At 33.9% G+C, this 18,090-nt stretch carries 14 protein-coding genes; 4 read left to right on the forward strand and 10 right to left on the reverse strand.

What is annotated here, in order from left to right:
- Positions 1-45 precede the first annotated feature (45 nt).
- The 4 genes from CLOLE_RS19365 to CLOLE_RS19380 form a co-directional block, all read right to left on the reverse strand.
- On the reverse strand, positions 46-405 hold the full coding sequence (locus tag CLOLE_RS19365) for a hypothetical protein (protein WP_013658817.1): 360 nt from the start codon (positions 403-405) through the stop codon (positions 46-48).
- 315 nt (positions 406-720) lie between these two features.
- On the reverse strand, positions 721-1,845 hold the full coding sequence (locus CLOLE_RS19370) for a YibE/F family protein (RefSeq protein WP_013658818.1): 1,125 nt from the start codon (positions 1,843-1,845) through the stop codon (positions 721-723).
- A 108-nt stretch (positions 1,846-1,953) separates the two neighbouring features.
- Positions 1,954-3,477: an alkaline phosphatase gene (locus CLOLE_RS19375; protein ID WP_013658819.1), complete on the reverse strand. Its 1,524-nt coding sequence runs from the start codon at positions 3,475-3,477 to the stop codon at positions 1,954-1,956.
- A gap of 101 nt (positions 3,478-3,578) precedes the next feature.
- Entirely contained in the window at positions 3,579-4,703 is a 1,125-nt protein-coding gene (locus CLOLE_RS19380; protein WP_013658820.1) for a GGDEF domain-containing protein, read from the reverse strand.
- 409 nt (positions 4,704-5,112) lie between these two features.
- Here CLOLE_RS19380 and adhE point away from each other — a divergent pair, with 409 nt between their 5' ends.
- Positions 5,113-7,728: a bifunctional acetaldehyde-CoA/alcohol dehydrogenase gene (gene adhE / locus CLOLE_RS19385; protein WP_013658821.1), complete on the forward strand. Its 2,616-nt coding sequence runs from the start codon at positions 5,113-5,115 to the stop codon at positions 7,726-7,728.
- Positions 7,729-7,807: 79 nt separating this feature from the next.
- Here adhE and CLOLE_RS19390 read toward each other — a convergent pair whose 3' ends face one another.
- The 4 genes from CLOLE_RS19390 to CLOLE_RS19405 form a co-directional block, all read right to left on the reverse strand.
- Entirely contained in the window at positions 7,808-9,286 is a 1,479-nt protein-coding gene (locus CLOLE_RS19390; RefSeq protein ID WP_013658822.1) for a methyl-accepting chemotaxis protein, read from the reverse strand.
- Positions 9,287-9,432: 146 nt separating this feature from the next.
- Positions 9,433-11,565, reverse strand: a complete 2,133-nt coding sequence (locus CLOLE_RS19395; RefSeq protein ID WP_013658823.1) for a transglutaminase family protein — start codon at positions 11,563-11,565, stop codon at positions 9,433-9,435.
- Positions 11,558-12,742 (reverse strand): DUF58 domain-containing protein, encoded by a 1,185-nt coding sequence (locus tag CLOLE_RS19400; protein ID WP_013658824.1) that lies wholly within the window; start codon positions 12,740-12,742, stop codon positions 11,558-11,560. Before CLOLE_RS19400 ends, CLOLE_RS19395 begins: the two co-directional genes overlap by 8 nt.
- Before the next feature lie 2 nt (positions 12,743-12,744).
- The gene (locus CLOLE_RS19405) at positions 12,745-13,671 is read right to left on the reverse strand and encodes an AAA family ATPase (protein ID WP_013658825.1); all 927 of its coding nucleotides are present in this window, start codon (positions 13,669-13,671) and stop codon (positions 12,745-12,747) included.
- A gap of 167 nt (positions 13,672-13,838) precedes the next feature.
- Between CLOLE_RS19405 and CLOLE_RS19410 the strand changes: the two genes are divergently transcribed.
- Entirely contained in the window at positions 13,839-15,116 is a 1,278-nt protein-coding gene (locus CLOLE_RS19410) for a bifunctional folylpolyglutamate synthase/dihydrofolate synthase (RefSeq protein WP_013658826.1), read from the forward strand.
- A 158-nt stretch (positions 15,117-15,274) separates the two neighbouring features.
- Here the strand turns inward: CLOLE_RS19410 and CLOLE_RS19415 are convergent, their stop codons facing one another.
- Positions 15,275-15,679: a DUF2871 domain-containing protein gene (locus CLOLE_RS19415; RefSeq protein WP_013658827.1), complete on the reverse strand. Its 405-nt coding sequence runs from the start codon at positions 15,677-15,679 to the stop codon at positions 15,275-15,277.
- Between the two features lie 271 nt (positions 15,680-15,950).
- Here CLOLE_RS19415 and CLOLE_RS19420 point away from each other — a divergent pair, with 271 nt between their 5' ends.
- Both CLOLE_RS19420 and CLOLE_RS19425 read left to right on the forward strand, forming a co-directional pair.
- Positions 15,951-17,303: an MATE family efflux transporter gene (locus CLOLE_RS19420; RefSeq protein WP_013658828.1), complete on the forward strand. Its 1,353-nt coding sequence runs from the start codon at positions 15,951-15,953 to the stop codon at positions 17,301-17,303.
- An 80-nt stretch (positions 17,304-17,383) separates the two neighbouring features.
- Positions 17,384-17,575, forward strand: coding sequence for a hypothetical protein (locus CLOLE_RS19425; RefSeq protein WP_013658829.1), 192 nt, complete (start codon positions 17,384-17,386; stop codon positions 17,573-17,575).
- A gap of 103 nt (positions 17,576-17,678) precedes the next feature.
- Here CLOLE_RS19425 and CLOLE_RS19430 read toward each other — a convergent pair whose 3' ends face one another.
- Entirely contained in the window at positions 17,679-17,987 is a 309-nt protein-coding gene (locus CLOLE_RS19430; protein ID WP_013658830.1) for a Dabb family protein, read from the reverse strand.
- Between the last annotated feature and the right edge of the window lie 103 nt (positions 17,988-18,090).

Here is an 18,090-nt window from a genome sequence, read left to right on the forward strand (position 1 = left end):
AAATAGCGTCATTACACTTAATAGTGTAATGACGCTATTTTAGTCTTATCTTTTACTTTTTATATACTTCTTAAGTTTTCTATTAACAAGATCTAATAATTCTCCAATCATTAAAAACATAAACAAACCAGGGTATTTAAAGAATGCATAAATGAATATTCCGATCTGAGAAAACGTTAACACAAAAATAACAAATACCATTTTTCCCGAAACCTTTTCTGGATCTACATTCCCCACGTACTCATCTAGCTCTTCATCATATTGAAAAGATATCAATCTTTCCAGAATAAAAAATACAAAAAATAATTCACTTCCTCTACCAAAGGTTACTATATACATCGCATAAATAATGATATATGTCAGCATTATTATCTCTATGGGAAATCTATTTTCTGCTTCTTTCATTTGCTTCTCCTATTTCTATCCTACATTTATTTATTCTAAAAAATAATTATAAAACTTCTATATGTAATTTATATTAACATACTTATCCCGATTATTCACATTTTCTTCATCAACAAATTATCCACATTTTTCAACAACTTTTTTACGGCATTTATTAATTTTATTTATACTTATCCACACTTTTATGTAATCTATCAACATTTTGTGAATAACTTTTTTGTTATTGGGGATTATAATTATTTTTTATTAAATTTTAATAGGAGTACTATAACCTAATTGTTATAGTACTCCTATTAATAGATTTTATTCTCCATTTTAATGCTTTTTATATCTTAAACTACAAATGAAAGCCGTAATAGGAGATACAATGACAAGGCCTAAACACCCTACTAAAGTATGCAAAATCTCTGAAGCCATTGATTGTCCATTAAGAATACTTACCATAGGGGTACCTTGTGCCATATAAACCATCATTATTGTTATAAAGCTTCCCATATAAGCTAATAACAGCGTGGTTGTTTGTGAACCCACTACAGAGCGTCCAATGTTTAAACCTGACAATAAAATCTCTTTTCTCGAAATAGTAGGTTTTTTATCCACTACTTCTTCTATAGCTGCCGAAATATCTACAGATAAATCCACTAGAGCCCCTGAACAAGATAAATAAATAGCAGCTTGATAAATCTTAGTTAAGTCTAAGTGTTGATAACCTGAATATAATAAGGATTCTGACCAAGGCATTACACCCCCATGGATTCTAAATAAGTTACCAAAAGCAATCGCCATTAAACAGGTCATTATAGAGGCAATACTCATACCTAATATGGCGCAGTAGGCTTTCTCTGTAAAACCAGCTACTAATAATAATGTAATAACAGCCATAGTCACTCCTATAACGAGCCCTAGAACCATAGGATTATAACCATTTAATAAACCAGGCACTAATACCTTCCACATACATAAAAGGCTAACAACAAAAGAAATGATCGTTCTTACCCCAGTTTTACCTGAAAATAAAATAAGGGCCCCCATAAATAAGAAAACTAATAACCACTCTAAATTCAAACGGTAATAATCTAATACATTAGCATCTAATACCTGACCATCTTCTGTTTTTTCTATAAGTGCTAGTGCTTTATCCCCTTTTGCAAATAGTTTATCAACCTCTAATCTACCTGATAATAAGTTGGCAGCTTCGATCTGACTTCCTTTAAAGGTTCCCTCTAATACCTCTACAAGACATACTTGACTTCCTAATTTTAAAATCCCACTATTATAAATACCACTTTCATTGGTCTCTAAAATCTTTACCTTTACATGCTCTGCATTGGTATAAATTTGCTTTTCAAAACCGGTTGGTAACATTAATAAAATAATAATTACCACTATGCACACTAAGGAAAAAATAACTTCCTTATCTCTCATTTTCTGTAACAGCATTCTAATTTCCTCTTTCTAGCTAAAAATAGAGTGCCTTACTAAAATCGGTGTTCACCTCATTTCAGCAAGGCACTTATCATATGAAAGGTTTGCTACACTTGTGAATCTCTATTTTAATTCACAAAGAGCAACTAACTTATTGAAAATGTCTGTATTATCATAAGCACCACTAAAGAGTTCAGCACCTTCACCCATTGCATAAACTGGAACAGGTACACCTGTATGTGCGTAAGAGGTCCAACCAATACCTGCTTTATTATTTAAGATATGTGTGAGTGTCACAGTAAGTGGCTCATAGCCACCATATAAAATGCCTGTTTCTTGATTATTAGTGCGCTCACTGCTATCTTTCATGGTTTGAGCAAAGGCATCTTTTAATTTGTTATATTCATACTCAGTTAATACTAATGCTGAATCCTTAGCTGATGCAGCATTACTTGGGCTCACCAAACCAAAGTGCTTTTTAATAAGAGGAAGTACATCTTCGATTTTGGCCTTATCTGCTGTAGTCCCTTTTTTGTACTCTGCAAGTAATTCATCAAAAGCTACATAACTCATATCCTGATTAGCTAAGAGGTTAAATGCCGTATTATAGCCTGTTGTAGAATATCCAATAGTCATACCGCCTGTTTCATGATCCCCTGTTACAATAATAAGTGTTTCCTCTGGATGCTTTTTAGCAAAATCAACTGCTACCCCAATAGCTTCATCTAATGCAATAACATCTTGAATATTAGATCTGGCATCATTAGCATGACCTGCCCAGTCAATCTTGCCTCCTTCTACCATCATGAAGAAACCATCTTCATTATCTAAAACATCAATTCCTTTTTCAACAAAATCCTTTAATCTAATACTATCCTTACTAGCATCTAAGTCATAGCTCATAGCCTGTGAGTCTTGAAGCTCTGGATTAATAGCATATACTTTACCTGACTCACTATTAAGTGAAAGAATTTCTTCCTTTGTATCTACAATGTTGTATCCTTTCTCTTCAATAATTTCAAATGCGCTTTTTTGATCACCATTTTTACCATTTGGCTGTACTAATGAACCACCCGCAAAATAATCAAAATTACTATCTGCTAACTGGAGTGCGATATCATACATATCCTTTCTAGATACTGCATGTGCATAAAAAGCTGCTGGTGTTGCATGATCTATAGATACACTACTTACTATCCCTATTTTATATCCTTCTTTTTTAAGCTTTTCTGTAATACTTTCTGGTTTGGTTTGCTTATCTGCATTGTAACCAATTACACCACTATGTGTTTTAACACCGCTAGAAATAGCTGTTGCTGTAGAAGCTGAATCTGGGGCGAAAGATGTAGAGTCTTGGGTTGTAGCTGATCCACATACTGGAAACTGGGATACTGCTAGCTTGCCTAAGTTAATACCACCTTTTTCAGTTACACCTTTATAGATTTGTGCAGAATTAACTTGTACATAAGACATACCATCCCCAATAAAATTAAATATGTATTTAGGTTTTTTGTAAGTTTGCTCTTTAGCACTCTGTACAATATTAGTCGTATTAGCTCTAGCTGGCACTGCAATTGTCCCCACTGCTGTTATGCCTACAAGGGCTGTACATAAAATAGCTGTAAAAATCTTCTTTGAAAGTTTCATTCTTATTTCCCCTTTACTATTTGCTTTATTTCATGCGTTTAGTATAAAAGGGAGATATTAAATCGGAGTTTGTTCTTTATTAGATTTAAGTTAACTCCTTGTTAAATCCTTCTTCTTTTCTTTTTTTCCTTTTGAGTGTACATCATACTGTCTACATACTTTAAAAATTCTTCTACACATTTATAATCACTATTGTAACTATCCATGCCATAACTAAACTTCAAGTCATAGACTTTACCGCTACTAGCATTATAAACTTTTACCCGTTCTTTAAATCTCTCCATGTATTTTATCATCTGTTTCTTATTTTGCTGCTCGCTTAAAATAAGGAATTCATCCCCACCCATTCTAAAAATACGGTGCTTATAAGGAAAACTACCTCTTAGAATTTGAGAGAAATTTTTCAGAGCCTCATCACCTTCTTGATGTCCATATCGATCATTAATTATCTTAAAATCATCCAGATCTATATTAATAGCTGTTAAAGTTAATTTTTGTTTCCTTGCTAATTTGGAAGTGTAACTTAAATAACTTTGTTTATTTTCCACCATTGTGAGTGCATCATATTGAAGTCCATCTATAATGTTAAAAACATATGCACAAACTAATAAGCCACCTACTGTACTCCATATCGTTAAATAGTCTTCACAAACAATTTGAACTCCTACAACCAAAGCGATAATAGTAAAATACATTAACCCCATAATGTACTTATAAGCTGTCAATCTTTTGTGATAGCGCCAGATAAGTAAAATGCCATAACCTAAATAAAATAGGGTAATTGTGGGAACTATCCAAAATAACTGACCTCTTATATAATCATTTTCCAAACTTACAGTTGCAATCCAGCCTGTCCTTATATTAATGAGGGTTAAAACAAAAAGGATAATAGCCGGAACGTAAATCCATCTATTACATTTTATTTTTGCTCGCAGGGCCTTTTGTAACCAACATTCAAAATATAACACCCCTAGAAGTAAAAATACTGGCACTATAATAAATCCTAATATATTAACTATTAGATGAAGTACCCTAAAAGTAGATAAATTCTTTGTATTAAAAATAACACTCCCTATCTCTAATAACATTATAAGTATATCGAGTCCTATTAAATACATAAACAATCTATTAATCAGCTCCGATTTATCTAGTCTAAAAAAAGCATGTGCAATAATAATGCCTAAAATAAGTGATACTACAATATTAGTTTGTACTTGCCAAAACATATCGTTATAACCCCTCCCTCTTATAGTCTATATTAACACACAATTATCTGAATTCTTAAAGATTATGTAAATTTTTTTCACTTTTATTATCTATTTATTATTCATATTGACAATACTTTTTTGATGCCCTATTATCTTTGTTTATTTTTTTGTTTGATATTTAACAATTACTTTTTGTTTCTATAAAAAATTATGTGCTAAATCCCAACGTTTTACCTGTTTATATTTATTAATAGTTTATAATTTTACAACAATCAATAAATTGACAAAGCTACAATGTCATGTTAACATCACAATATATTCACAATACATTAACAAGTTTTATTATTTTTTGTGTTTTATATTGTTAAAAATATAACAATATATCTTCACTCACTATTATACAATCACATTAAAGGAGGCTATTAAAATGTCTGAAAACAAGAAAGTTAAAGAAGAAGCACCTGTAGTTGATGCTGTAAAAATGGTAGACGAATTAGTTCAAAAAGCGAAGGTTGCTCTTGATGAGTACATGAAACTCGATCAAGCACAAGTTGACGAAATTACTAAAGCTATGGCTCTTGCTGGTTTATCCGCTCAAATGAAACTTGCTAAGATGGCAGTTGAAGAAACAGGCCGTGGTATTTTTGAAGATAAAGTTACAAAGAATATCTTTGCAACAGAGTATATTTATCACAGTATTAAACATGAAAAAACTGTAGGTGTTATTGAAGATAACGAAGATGAAGGTTACATCGAAATTGCTGAACCAGTAGGTATCGTAGCTGGTGTTACACCAACTACAAACCCAACTTCTACAACAATGTTCAAAGCTATCACATGTGCTAAAACACGTAATCCAATCATCTTTGGTTTCCATCCAGCTGCTCAAAACTGTTCTCGTGAAGCTGCTATCATCGTAAGAGATGCTGCTATCAAAGCTGGAGCACCTGAAAACTGTGTTCAATGGATTGATGTACCATCTATCGAAGCTACAAATGCACTTATGAATCATCCTGATGTAGCAACTGTACTTGCAACTGGTGGTTCTGCAATGGTTAAAGCTGCTTATTCTACTGGTAAACCAGCTCTTGGTGTTGGTCCTGGTAACGTACCTGCTTTCATTGAAAAAACAGCTAATCTTGAACAGTCACTTACAGACCTTATCCTTTCTAAATCATTTGATAACGGTATGATTTGTGCATCTGAACAAGCTGCTATCATTGAAGCACCAGTTTATGATCAAGCTGTTGCTTTCATGAAAAAACAAGGTTGCTACTTTGCTACTAAAGAAGAAATTAAAAAACTTGAACCAGTTGTTATCGACCCAGTTCGTATGATGGCAGGTCCAGCTATCGTTGGTAAATATCCATATGAAATTGCAGCTCTTGCTGGTATTACTATTCCAAAAGAAACTAAAGTAATCTGCTGTGAAATTGATGGTGTTGGTGAAGCTTACCCACTTTCAAGAGAAAAACTTTCTCCAGTACTTGCTGTTGTTAAAGCAAAAGATGTTGAAGATGGTATCGTAAAAGCTGAAACAATGGTTGAACTTGGTGGTCTTGGACATACAGCTGTTATTCATACAACTAATAATGACCTTATTGATGAATATGGTAAACGTCTTAAAGCTTGTCGTATCATTGTAAACTCTCCATCAGCATTCGGTGGTATCGGTGATGTTTATAACTCACTTATGCCTTCACTTACACTTGGCTGTGGTTCTTACGGACATAACTCTACATCATCAAACGTTACAGCTTCAAACTTAATCAATAAGAAAAGGGTGGCTAAGAGACGCGTGAATATGCAATGGTTTAAAATTCCAGAAAAAATCTACTTTGAAGCAGGTTCAGTACAATATTTAGCAAAAATGCCAGACATCTCTCGTGCAATGATCGTAGCTGACCCAATGATGGTTAAACTTGGTTATGTTGATAAATTAACTTACCAATTAAATAAAAATTTAAATAAAGTTGCTATTGAAATCTTTAGCGAAGTTGAACCAGATCCAGACTTAGTAACAGTAAAAAAAGGTACAGCTGTTATGAACTCATTCCAACCAGATGTTATTATCGCTCTTGGTGGTGGTTCTGCAATGGATGCTGCTAAAGCTATGTGGTTATTCTACGAACACCCAGAAGCTGACTTCATCGGTATGGCTCAAAAATTCATGGATATCAGAAAACGTGTTTACAAATTCCCTACACTTGGTAAAAAAGCAAAAATGGTTTCTATTCCAACAACATCAGGTACAGGTTCAGAAGTAACATCTTTCGCTGTAATCTCTGATAAATCTAAGAATATGAAATACCCACTTGCTGACTACGAATTAACACCAGATGTAGCTATCATTGACCCAGAATTTGTTATGTCAGTTCCAGCAAGCCCAACAGCAGACACAGGTCTTGACGTTCTTACACATGCTATCGAAGCTTACGTATCAGTTTTAGCTTCTGACTATACAGATGCTCTTGCTCTTCACGCTATTAAACTTGTATTTGAATACTTACCACGTTCATACAAAAATGGTGCTAAAGACCCAGAAGCAAGAGAAAAAATGCACAATGCATCATGTATCGCAGGTATGGCATTTACAAATGCATTCCTTGGTATTAACCACTCACTCGCTCATAAACTTGGTGGTGAATTCCATATCGCCCATGGTCGTGCAAATGCAATTCTTCTTCCACACGTTATTGCTTACAATGGTGAAACTAACCCATCTAAATTTATGGCATTCCCTAAATACGGTAAGTTCATCGCTCCACAAAGATACCAAGACATTGCTAAAATGCTAGGTCTTAAAGCTTCTACTCCAGAAGAAGGGGTTGCATCACTTGTTAAAGCAGTTAAAGACTTAATGAAAGAACTTAACATCCCATTCACAATTAAAGAAATGAATGTAGACGAAAAAGAATTCTTAGCTAAAGTATCAGACCTTTCTTACAAAGCTTTCGAAGATCAATGTACAACAGCTAATCCTAGACTTCCAAAAGTAACAGAACTTGAAGAGCTATACAAAAAAGCTTACTACGGTAAATAGTCATTTTATTTTACTCCACCTAAAAATAGATGAAGAGGACACTAGTCAAACGGCTAGTGTCCTCTTCATTTTATTCAAATTAAATATATTGTTTCATAGCCTTTGCACTCTCTACTAATCCACTAGCAATTTCTTTTGATCTTTGCACGCAGTTATTATTATGCATCGTAGCTTCAGTCGTCATTTCTATACCTACTAGAGTTTGCTCACTTATAGCTGCAATCTCTTGGGTATTTTTAATAAGCTGCTCATTAATCCCTACCATCTCATTAACCTTATCTGTAACAATACTTACTTGATCACTAACTTCTTTCATATACTCAGTCGTTTCATTAAAGATTTCTCCTGTATTTACAATTAGCTCATTCTGCTCATCATTGGCTCCTTTTAGCCTAGTCATTGCCTCAACAGATGCAGCAACTACTTGTTGAAGCTCATCAACAATAGCTGTAATACGACTAGCAAATTCACCACTCTGGTTAGCTAGGTTTCTAACCTCTTCCGCTACTACTGCAAATCCTCTTCCTGCTTCTCCTGCTCTTGCACTTTCAATCGCTGCATTTAAAGAAAGGATATTCGTTTGTGCAGAGATAGCCGTAATAGCTTCAGTGATTTCATTAATCTCTTTTGATTTATCTCGTAATTCTATCATAGATTCATAAACACTTTCACAGTTCTCATTCATTACTTCTGTTTTCACATTTAGAGCTTTAACAATCTTAACCCCTTCATCCATTTGTTTTATAGTAGTATGAGAGATCTCTTCCATATTCTTTGAAGCTTCTGAAGTATCCACAACTATGTTTTGAATATGCTCAGTTAAATTACTTTGCTCTTGCGCACTAAGTACTGCCTTCTCTGCTCCTGCAGAAATATCTCCTACTGCATCATTAATAGTACTTCCTGACTGTTCTAATTCAGTAATTGTTTGTCCTACTGCATTTGAATGTTGATCCAATTCACTTGCTATTTTTAAAACATTTTTCAGAATATCTTCTTGCTTCTCCTTAGCTTCTTCTAGCGCCCTCGTTTTTTCCTCATTAATGCTATTAGATAATTTTGTACCTATAATTGAACTAACTACAATCATAACAATAGAAGCCATTTGAATTGTATAATCCGTAGTCAAGTTAGAACTATTAGCTTGTACTATAAATATCAGCCACCCAACTCTAGCAGTATTAGCTAATACTACCGCACTCCCAAGTACTTTAATGAAAGTCAAGTCAAAGTATAGGAAGTATAACATCATAAAAGGAATGATATAAACATAAACTAACACCCGTGTTGTTGTAAACATACTATATACATAAATAAGAAAAAAACCTATACTAGCAGCATATTTAAACTTAAGCCCTTCTTTATCTTTCTTATAAACGAAAGAAATAATACCTGTATAAACCAAAATAACACTAACAAATATAGCTACTGTTGTTACCGTCTTTTGCCCCTTAGCGATCTCACCAATTTGGCCTACTATTAAACAGAGGTTTAATATAAAGGTAAGTGCCAATACAAAACCATTTACCCTTTTTAAATCAACAACACTATTTTCCATTTCACCACTCCCAATCAACTACCTAATATTAAATATTCTTACAATATATTTCGACATAATCCTTTCTTTCTTAACATTATTTTTGTATTATAATTCAATAAAATCCCAAAAAAGCTAATAACCTCCTCTTAGTTATTAGCCTTTTTCTATCTCTTCTTCCACGCTTTACGCTTTCTTAAATACTCATAAACCCTCAAAACTTCTTCAATTTCTAATTTTGTCAAGCTCTTTCTACCATAAAAACACGCTTCATAAGGCTTAGTAATAGCCGTTATATCTATTTGATCTTTTAATAATCTTCTACTTAACTGCTCATAGGTTTCACCCGGAAGTATATCATAATCATATTGGCTTAGAAGTTTAAGTGTTGCCTCTATCAACCTCTTTATAGCTGTTTCAGGCAAGCCCTCTAGAAGCTTCTTTTTCCAGTAAGCATAACTTAACACTCTAACTAGTACAACAAAAGGAATAAGTAACAACATCGGTAATAGAAGTTTACGCCCTAGGCTGAGAAGTTCATTTTCCACACCTATGCCATCAAATCCCGTGTTTCCTACACCTGCTACGTGGTTCCCTACTTCCTCCCTTTGGCTACTACTTGGCGTAGGGTCAAAAAGCATCCATCCATAACCTGATATATAAACTTCTACAAAGGCATGAGCATTCTTTTCTCTTATTATATACTTGCCCTTCTCATCTTTTTCTTCAGAGTAGTAACCACATACGTATCTAGTTGGTAATCCAATGCTCCTACATAAAAGTACCATCCCACTGGCAAAGTCTTGGCAAATACCTTGCTTTTGATTAAATATAAAATCATAAACAGGATCAGCCATTATATCCTTTTGTGGTGCCCCATAAACATAGGTATATTCACCACTATTTCTTAAGTATGCTTCAATAGTATTAGCCTTCTGTACATCGCTCATTGCTTCGCCAGTAAGTTCCTTAGCAAAACTATTTAGGTTGTAAGCCATTTGCTCCGGTACCTGTGTATACTTTGTCCTTAACCTATTATATGTTTCCTCTGACATAAATAAAGGTTCTGTATTATTACGTATATCTCCCCTAAGTACTTCTAACCAGTCTAACCAATCCTCCCTATTTCCAACACCATCTGGATATCTAAATATTTTCACTATCTCAGGATTTTTAGCAACATAGTTAATGGTATATCCTACTTGTTTTCTATCTTCTCCCTCCTGAAAACAAATATTATTGATATCTCCCGCCACTAACACACTATCATCATTCGTATAAATACCTGTTAATCCATTAACAGTTAAATAATGTCTATAGTTATTTAACTCATATATATAAGCACTTTTATCTCCTTCAATAGGAATATTTTCTTTCTCCAAATAAGGCTCTGTAATTTTCAAAAACAAGTCATATTCCCCTAAAAAGCTATTGGAGCTTATTTTTGTCAGTCTTGTATCCGACTTATCAATGCTCCATACACCTCTGTCATAGTGGCTATAGGCTATTTCCCTTAAATATAAAGGTTCTTCACTTTGTACTTCAAAAAGGATATTTTCTGAAAGACTAGGTCTTCTATCTAATTTAACACTACTGGGTAAATCACCGATTAAACTTTTATTATATTGTTGTAGCCACTTAGCTCCCGGTAAGTATTCTAACTGTGGTACTACTTTTAACCCTATGAGAATAACAAATAACATGATTGTTAGATGTCTCAAATAACCTTTTAGCGTTACATCATAATATACCGTGTCAGAAGGCTTCTTATCATTTTTATAAAAGCTCACAAAAATAAGTCCTAGACTCAAAATAAATAAGCTAGCTCTTTTTAAATCTACGCTTACCTGCTCATTAACTTCTAAAATTATAAATATACCAAAGACTAAAATATAAAGTGGTGGAAACCATCTATCTATTCTTCGTTTTACTACCTGTACTAGATCCTTTATCTCCAGAAATACAATAGAAATGCAACCAAGAAATAATAGAGTGCTTGTTCCTGCTTGAATAAAAAGCCCTAATAAGCCATTCATAACTACTTTATTCTCTAAGTACCTCCAACTATATAGACCTAGGCACAAGTAGAAAATAAATACTGTCGTAAACAAAATAGGCCTTTGCATTCTGGTGGTATAGAAGTAAGCTGCCAAAAGTGATAAATTGACAAAGAGCATCCCCAAGGTAGTAGAAATAGGTTCATAGTCAAAGAACATGATTAGACTTATAGCCAAAACAAGACTTATCATAATCATCTTAAAAACTTGAAGCTGTATTTCCTTAGTATCTTCTTTAAACATACCTTTTCACCTCAAACTCCTCTGCTAAATACCAAGTATTTAACAGACCTTCTCCAGACCAAGGGCTTCTTTTCATTTCTAGTATATTTAAATATTTCTCGTCTTCTAGTTGCTCTCCCAGGTTTCTACTCAAGGTAGGTGTTAAAAACAACTTACTTATTTCAAAAGGATAATTCTGCTTCAAATAGGCGTAAGGCCATCTTTCTTCTCCTACTCGGTCCCCTCTTCCTGTATAGCTACTTAATAGAGTGGCTAATTGCTCTACCGCCGTAATCTCAGATAAAGTAAACTGTTTCCATGCATTTTCTTCTTTGTAAATAAGGGTAACCTTTTCTTCTTGCTTTAAAAAAGCATAGGCACAAGAAATACATGCTACTAAGACTTTATCAACTAATTTAGCCCTGTTTTCTTCTTCTGCTTCCTCACAAATAGAATCAAGTATAAAAAGATATTCCCTTTTTATTACTGCATGTTCTTCTCTTTGACGTACCATATAGATGTCACGCCTAGCTAGCAGCTTCCAATGCATTAATTTTAAAGAATCCCCTTCTACATAAGGCGCTAACTCATGGCAAACCTCTCCATCACTACTTATAACCGGTATCTGATCTTCAGCCTGAGCTTTTACCTTTATCCTATTCAAAAGATATTCCATTTTTCCTAAAGGCATAGCTTGTGGTAATACATTAACTTCTTTTTGCAAACAGCAAATTATTCGCCATTTTATAAGTCCGAAATAATCTTGAACTATAATCTCTTCTATTCCCATAAAATCTTTTCCACTATACTCACCTATGTAATCTAGGACTATTTCCTTTGTTGTATGTGGCGGCAACGTCATACATATACTTTTATATTGCTTTGAAATAGCATGATACGTTGGCTTTAAGAAAATATAAATATAGGGGCTTTGTAACCATGATTTATTTTGAATACTTAAGATTAACCCTACCCCTTCTTTTTTATTAATCCGAACCCTAGTGTCATCCTTTATAGAAAAACTTAAATGAGGCTTAACTAAAATAACATGAAGCCCAGATACTACTACCCCTATTATACAAATCGTTAAAAACTTCATATAAGTAGCATCGGTCTTCAAATAAAGGGTAACCACCAAATACAAAATCACCAGTATAAATAGATAATTAGGTGCTACCTTATTTTTCTTTTTATTCATGCTTACACCACAATTTGAACCTTTCTAAGAGCTTCTTTAATAATACGCTCTACATGCTCTAATGATGCTTCATAGCCAGATTTAAGACGTATACGATGACCTATAATAGGCACAATCACTTTCTGAACATCATCTGGAATGACATAGTCCCTGCCGTTTAATAGAGCCCAAGCCTTTGCTCCTTTTATTAGTGCTAGACTTCCTCTAGGATTTATCCCTATTTTTATAGCTTCATGATTTGCAATAGCTTCTATTACATCCAATAAGTAATCCTTTAACTTTTCATTTACCAACACTTCTTTTGCTTGTTCTCTAAGATTTAATAAAGTCTGATTCGACATCACCGGCGCTAACTTACCCATAGGATCTTCATACTCATAGCGATTTAGAATCTCTCTCCAATCCCTTCTTACAGGATAGGTAATATAAAGTTTCATAAAAAACCTATCTAACTGCGCTTCTGGCAAAGGATAAGTTCCTTCATTTTCTACAGCATTTTGCGTAGCAATAACCATAAAAGGTGATGGTAATCTTCTAGTTTCTCCTTCAATGGTTACTTGCCTTTCTTCCATGGCTTCTAAAAGGCTTGATTGTACTCTAGGAGAAGCTCTATTAATCTCATCTGCTAGTAAGAAATTGCATAGTGCAGCTCCTTCTTTGTAATCCATCTCACCTGTCATACGATTATATAAATAATAGCCCGTTATATCAGAAGGAAGTACATCTGGGGTGAATTGCACCCTTTTAAATTCTCCATCTATGCTTTTGCTCAGCGCTAGAGCTAATTTCGTTTTTCCCACACCTGGCAGACCCTCCAATAAGACATGGCCTTCACTTAGCAAAGCTACTAATAAATATTCTAAGTTCTCTTTTTCCCCTATAATCACTGATTCCATATTCTCTAACACTTTTTGTAAGGCTGTGTTCATTATTCTCCCCCTATACGCTATCCTGTTTGAAATTATATCGTAAATAATATTCTAACATATTAAAATTTTTAAATAAATATTTTCCTATACTTTTTATATTTTACTATCTATTGAAAGAAGAAGATTATTTTCTTATAATAGCTACATACTTTAATGAGGTGATAACTGTGTTCACAAAAGAAACTAATGCTTATCTTGAATTATTGAGTACTTCTAGTACTCATTCAAATCTACATAGATTTAAAGAGCTCCTAGAAATATTAGGTAACCCTCAAGAAAAATTAAAATGTGTTCATCTAGCAGGCACTAATGGTAAAGGCTCTGTAGCTAGCTTGATCTCTGCTATCTTGCAAGAAGCAGGCTACAAAATAGGCCTTTATACTTCTCCCGACTTAGTTAGCGTCACTGAACGTATACGTATCGGAGACATTCTTATCTCAGAAAAAGACTTTGAAAGACTCCTTTTTCAAGTACGTGAAGCTGCTTCAAAGTTTCAAAATAAGTCTTTATTTACTTATTTTGAAGTTCTTACAGCCATCGCCTTTCTTTATTATAAAGAAAACAACTGTGATGTGGTGGTTCTTGAAACAGGTTTAGGCGGGAGACATGATGCAACTAATATTATTACAGCTCCTCTCTGCGCCGTCCTCACTACTATCTCTTATGATCATGTTCAAAGGTTAGGAAGTACCTTAAAAGAAATAGCTTACGAAAAAGCTGGTATTATCAAACCTTCTATTCCTACTATTAGTTATCCTCAAGAACCAGAGGTTTTAGACGTCATCACCTCTACCTGCCAAATGCAAAATGCCCCTCTTTACTTCTGCGATTTAAAAGAACTTACTTTTATTAATAATACCTTAGAGGGACAGGTCTTTAATTACAAGAACTATCAAAAACTCTCTATTCAATTATTAGGTAAGCATCAATGCTACAATGCTGCTCTTGCCATAGAAGTGATAGAGGTCCTTCTATATTTAGGCTTTACTATAAGATCTGAAGCTATTTATAAAGGTTTAGCCAAAGCCAACTGGCCTGGTCGTTTGGATATTATCCATCATAAACCTCTTTTCCTTATAGATGGCGCTCATAACGTTCAGGGTGCTCTGGCACTGAGAGATGCTATTACTTACTACTTTAAAGGTAAGAAAATCATTTATTTATTTGGAAGCTTAAAAGATAAGGACTATCATCAAGTCCTAGAACTTACTATGCCCCTAGGTCAGATTGCTATTTTAGTTACACCACCTAGCACTAGAGCTATAAGGGCAGATTTACTGCAAAAGCAAATTCAGAATTACTGTCCTCAAGTATTTGCTGCAGCTACTCTTAAAGAAGGTACTGAGCTAGCCCTTTCTCTAGCTGATGAAGAAAGTGTTATTATTGCTTTTGGCTCTCTTTATTTTATAGGTGAACTCCCTAAGATTCTTGAAACTTGTCTTTAAAACCATTCCTAGATACTGATTACTAAATTTCAATTGGCCTTAAAACTTCATTTAAAATAAGAACTCTGTCGTTATCATATTGATTAATTGGTTTCCAAATTAATAAAAACACGTCTTCAGCTTACTTTAATAAGCTCTTTGAAGACGTGTTTTCCACATTATTTTTCCGTTTTAATAGCCTTGCCTAAGAGCACCATAAGCCAAATTAAAGCAATAGCTAATAAAGTATGACTTAATCCAGCCATGTGATTTAAGCCTGCTATATCAAATCCTTTTACCTGTGCTACTCCTCTTGCTACCATAGTTGCTGTCATTGTTACTAATCCAACTTGATAAGTAACAAACCACGCTTTCACACTTCTAAGTTGTGATAACTGAAAGCTCTTATCTAGGAGTAAAATAACTAAGAAAAAGATAAAACCTAGTACTAACAGATGTGTATGCACACCACTTAATACTGTTTCTCCTGTAAAGTTAGACATCTTAGTTAGTTCTCTATAAAATATACCTGCTATAAGACCCAAAATCAAATAGGTAAATGACGCATAAAAATATTTTTTCATCTTAAGCCCCCCTTAATGAAAAATAACATCAGTTATATTTGTTTTCAGTTAATTACATTTTTAATAATAATTATCTTTTAAACATCATTAGTATATCAGATATTACTTTATATTGCTACTAGTATATGAAAGAAACTTTATAACATTTAAATATTAAGATAAAAAGCCAAGAGATTGGTGAATCCCCTTGAAATAGAGTGAATTTTTTAGCAGAAAAGAATATAATAGGAAAGTGTTTTCACATTTTAATACTGACATAAGGAGTTTGATGATGATGAAGGATATGACAGAAGGGACACCTTCAAAGGTGTTACTAGGTTTTGCTTTCCCTATGATGCTTAGTGGTATGTTTCAACAATTTTATAATATTGCAGATAGTGTCATCGCTGGACAATTTGCTGGTTCTAATGCTGTTGCTGCCGTAGGAGCATCTTATCCTATTACAATGTTATTCATTGCTATTGCTACAGGAAGTGGTGTTGGTTGCAGTGTTATTGTTTCCAATTTTTTTGGTGCCAAGGACTATGCCAAACTCAAAACGACTATTACTACTTCCATTATTACAATTATTATTTTAAGTTTAGGCCTTACCCTATTAGGTACTATCATTTGTAATCCCTTGATGCATTTAATGAACACTCCTCCAGATATTTTTGGAGATAGTGCTCTCTATCTTCGCATTTACATATGGGGGCTTATTTTTCTCTTTGTTTACAATATTACTACCTCTATTTTTAATGGTTTAGGTGATTCGAAAACACCTCTCTATTTTCTTATTTTTTCTTCTTTGTTTAATGTAGTTTTAGACTATGTATTTGTGGCTCATTTCGGCTTAGGTGTGGCTGGCGTAGCTTGGGCTACTTTTATCGCTCAAGGTATTTCTTCTATCTTATCTATTAGCTGCTTGATAGGACGCATCAAAAAGCTTAAGACTACTAAACACTATGAGTATTTCAGTTGGTCTATATTAGGACATATTAGCCATATTGCCATCCCTAGTATTCTTCAACAATCCATTGTTTCCATCGGACAGCTACTAGTCCAAGCTTTAGTTAACTCTTATGGTACAACTGTACTTTACGGTTACTCAGCAGCTATCAAAATTGATTCGTTCTTTAAGATTGTTATTATTAGTATGGGAAATGCAGTTTCAAACTTCACGGCTCAAAACCTAGGCGGTCAAAAGCCTGAACGTGTTAAAAAGGGATATACTTCTTCCTTGCTCGTTATGCTCACTTACTGCATTGTAACTTTCATCATCTGTCTCGTATTCAGTCCTACTCTCATCGGCATTTTCCTTGATAGCAAAACCGATCCCACACTTATTAAGGATGTTATCAGTATTGGTACTTCTTATATGATCATTGTATCTGCCGGTTACTTTGCCTGCGCTGTACTTCTAGTTAACAACGGTATACTTCGTGGCTCAGCTTATATGCTTGGTTTTACAACTGCTACTCTTACAGACTTATTTGTTCGTGTAGGTGCAGCTTACATACTAGCACATTGGTTTGGCTATAGCGCCATCTGGTACTCTATCCCTCTTGGATGGGGTATAGGTACTCTAGTATCCTTTGGCTTTTGTTTTAAAAATATGCGTAAATTATCATTGCACTCTTCTTAAAAACATTAATTTTATGTAGTGATACACAAATCGAAATTTGCCTTGGACTTTACGTGCTATTTGGGCGGAACTGAGAGAGGGTGGCTGAAAATACTCAATTAACTGGCTCTATTAATGAAGAAAAAAATACCGGTACAGTCAAATTAACATTAGATGCCACTAGTAAATGGACTTTAACTGGAGATTCTTATCTCAGTGAGTTCAATGGAGATTTAGCTAACATCACTACAAATGGCTATAAACTCTATGTTAATGGCAAACTAGCTAAATAAAAAGTAAAAGAACATCAGATGTGTACCATGCCACTTGATGTTCTTTTACTTTTTCTATTAAAACAAATAACGGATAGTACCTGTTAGGGAATAAAAATACCTTTTACTCACTCTCCATTTGGAAATCTATACATTTTCGATTACATAAAATAGACCTTCCAAACTGACTTATCCTTTGATGCTCCTTATGGGTCTGGTAAGAAGCCAAAGCTTCCTCAGATTCAAATTCACTAATTAATATAAAATCAAAATCTCCTGTTTTTAGGGGCTCAGTAACTACCTTCATTGAGATTATTCCTGGAATAAGTAATTTTAACCCCTCTAATTCCTGCTTAATCTTTTCTGCATTTACATGCTTGTCCGCGTTAGAAAGACCCTCTATAAAATTCCACGCAACAATATGCTTAATCATAACCCTCATCTCCTACATTTAAAATATAATTATCAAAAATACAACTTATTGAGCAAGTTGTTATTAAAAGTAACCCTCTCTGTTATTGTGATAAAAAATAGAG

It is taken from the genome of Cellulosilyticum lentocellum DSM 5427 (assembly GCF_000178835.2).
Lineage (GTDB): Bacteria > Bacillota > Clostridia > Lachnospirales > Cellulosilyticaceae > Cellulosilyticum > Cellulosilyticum lentocellum.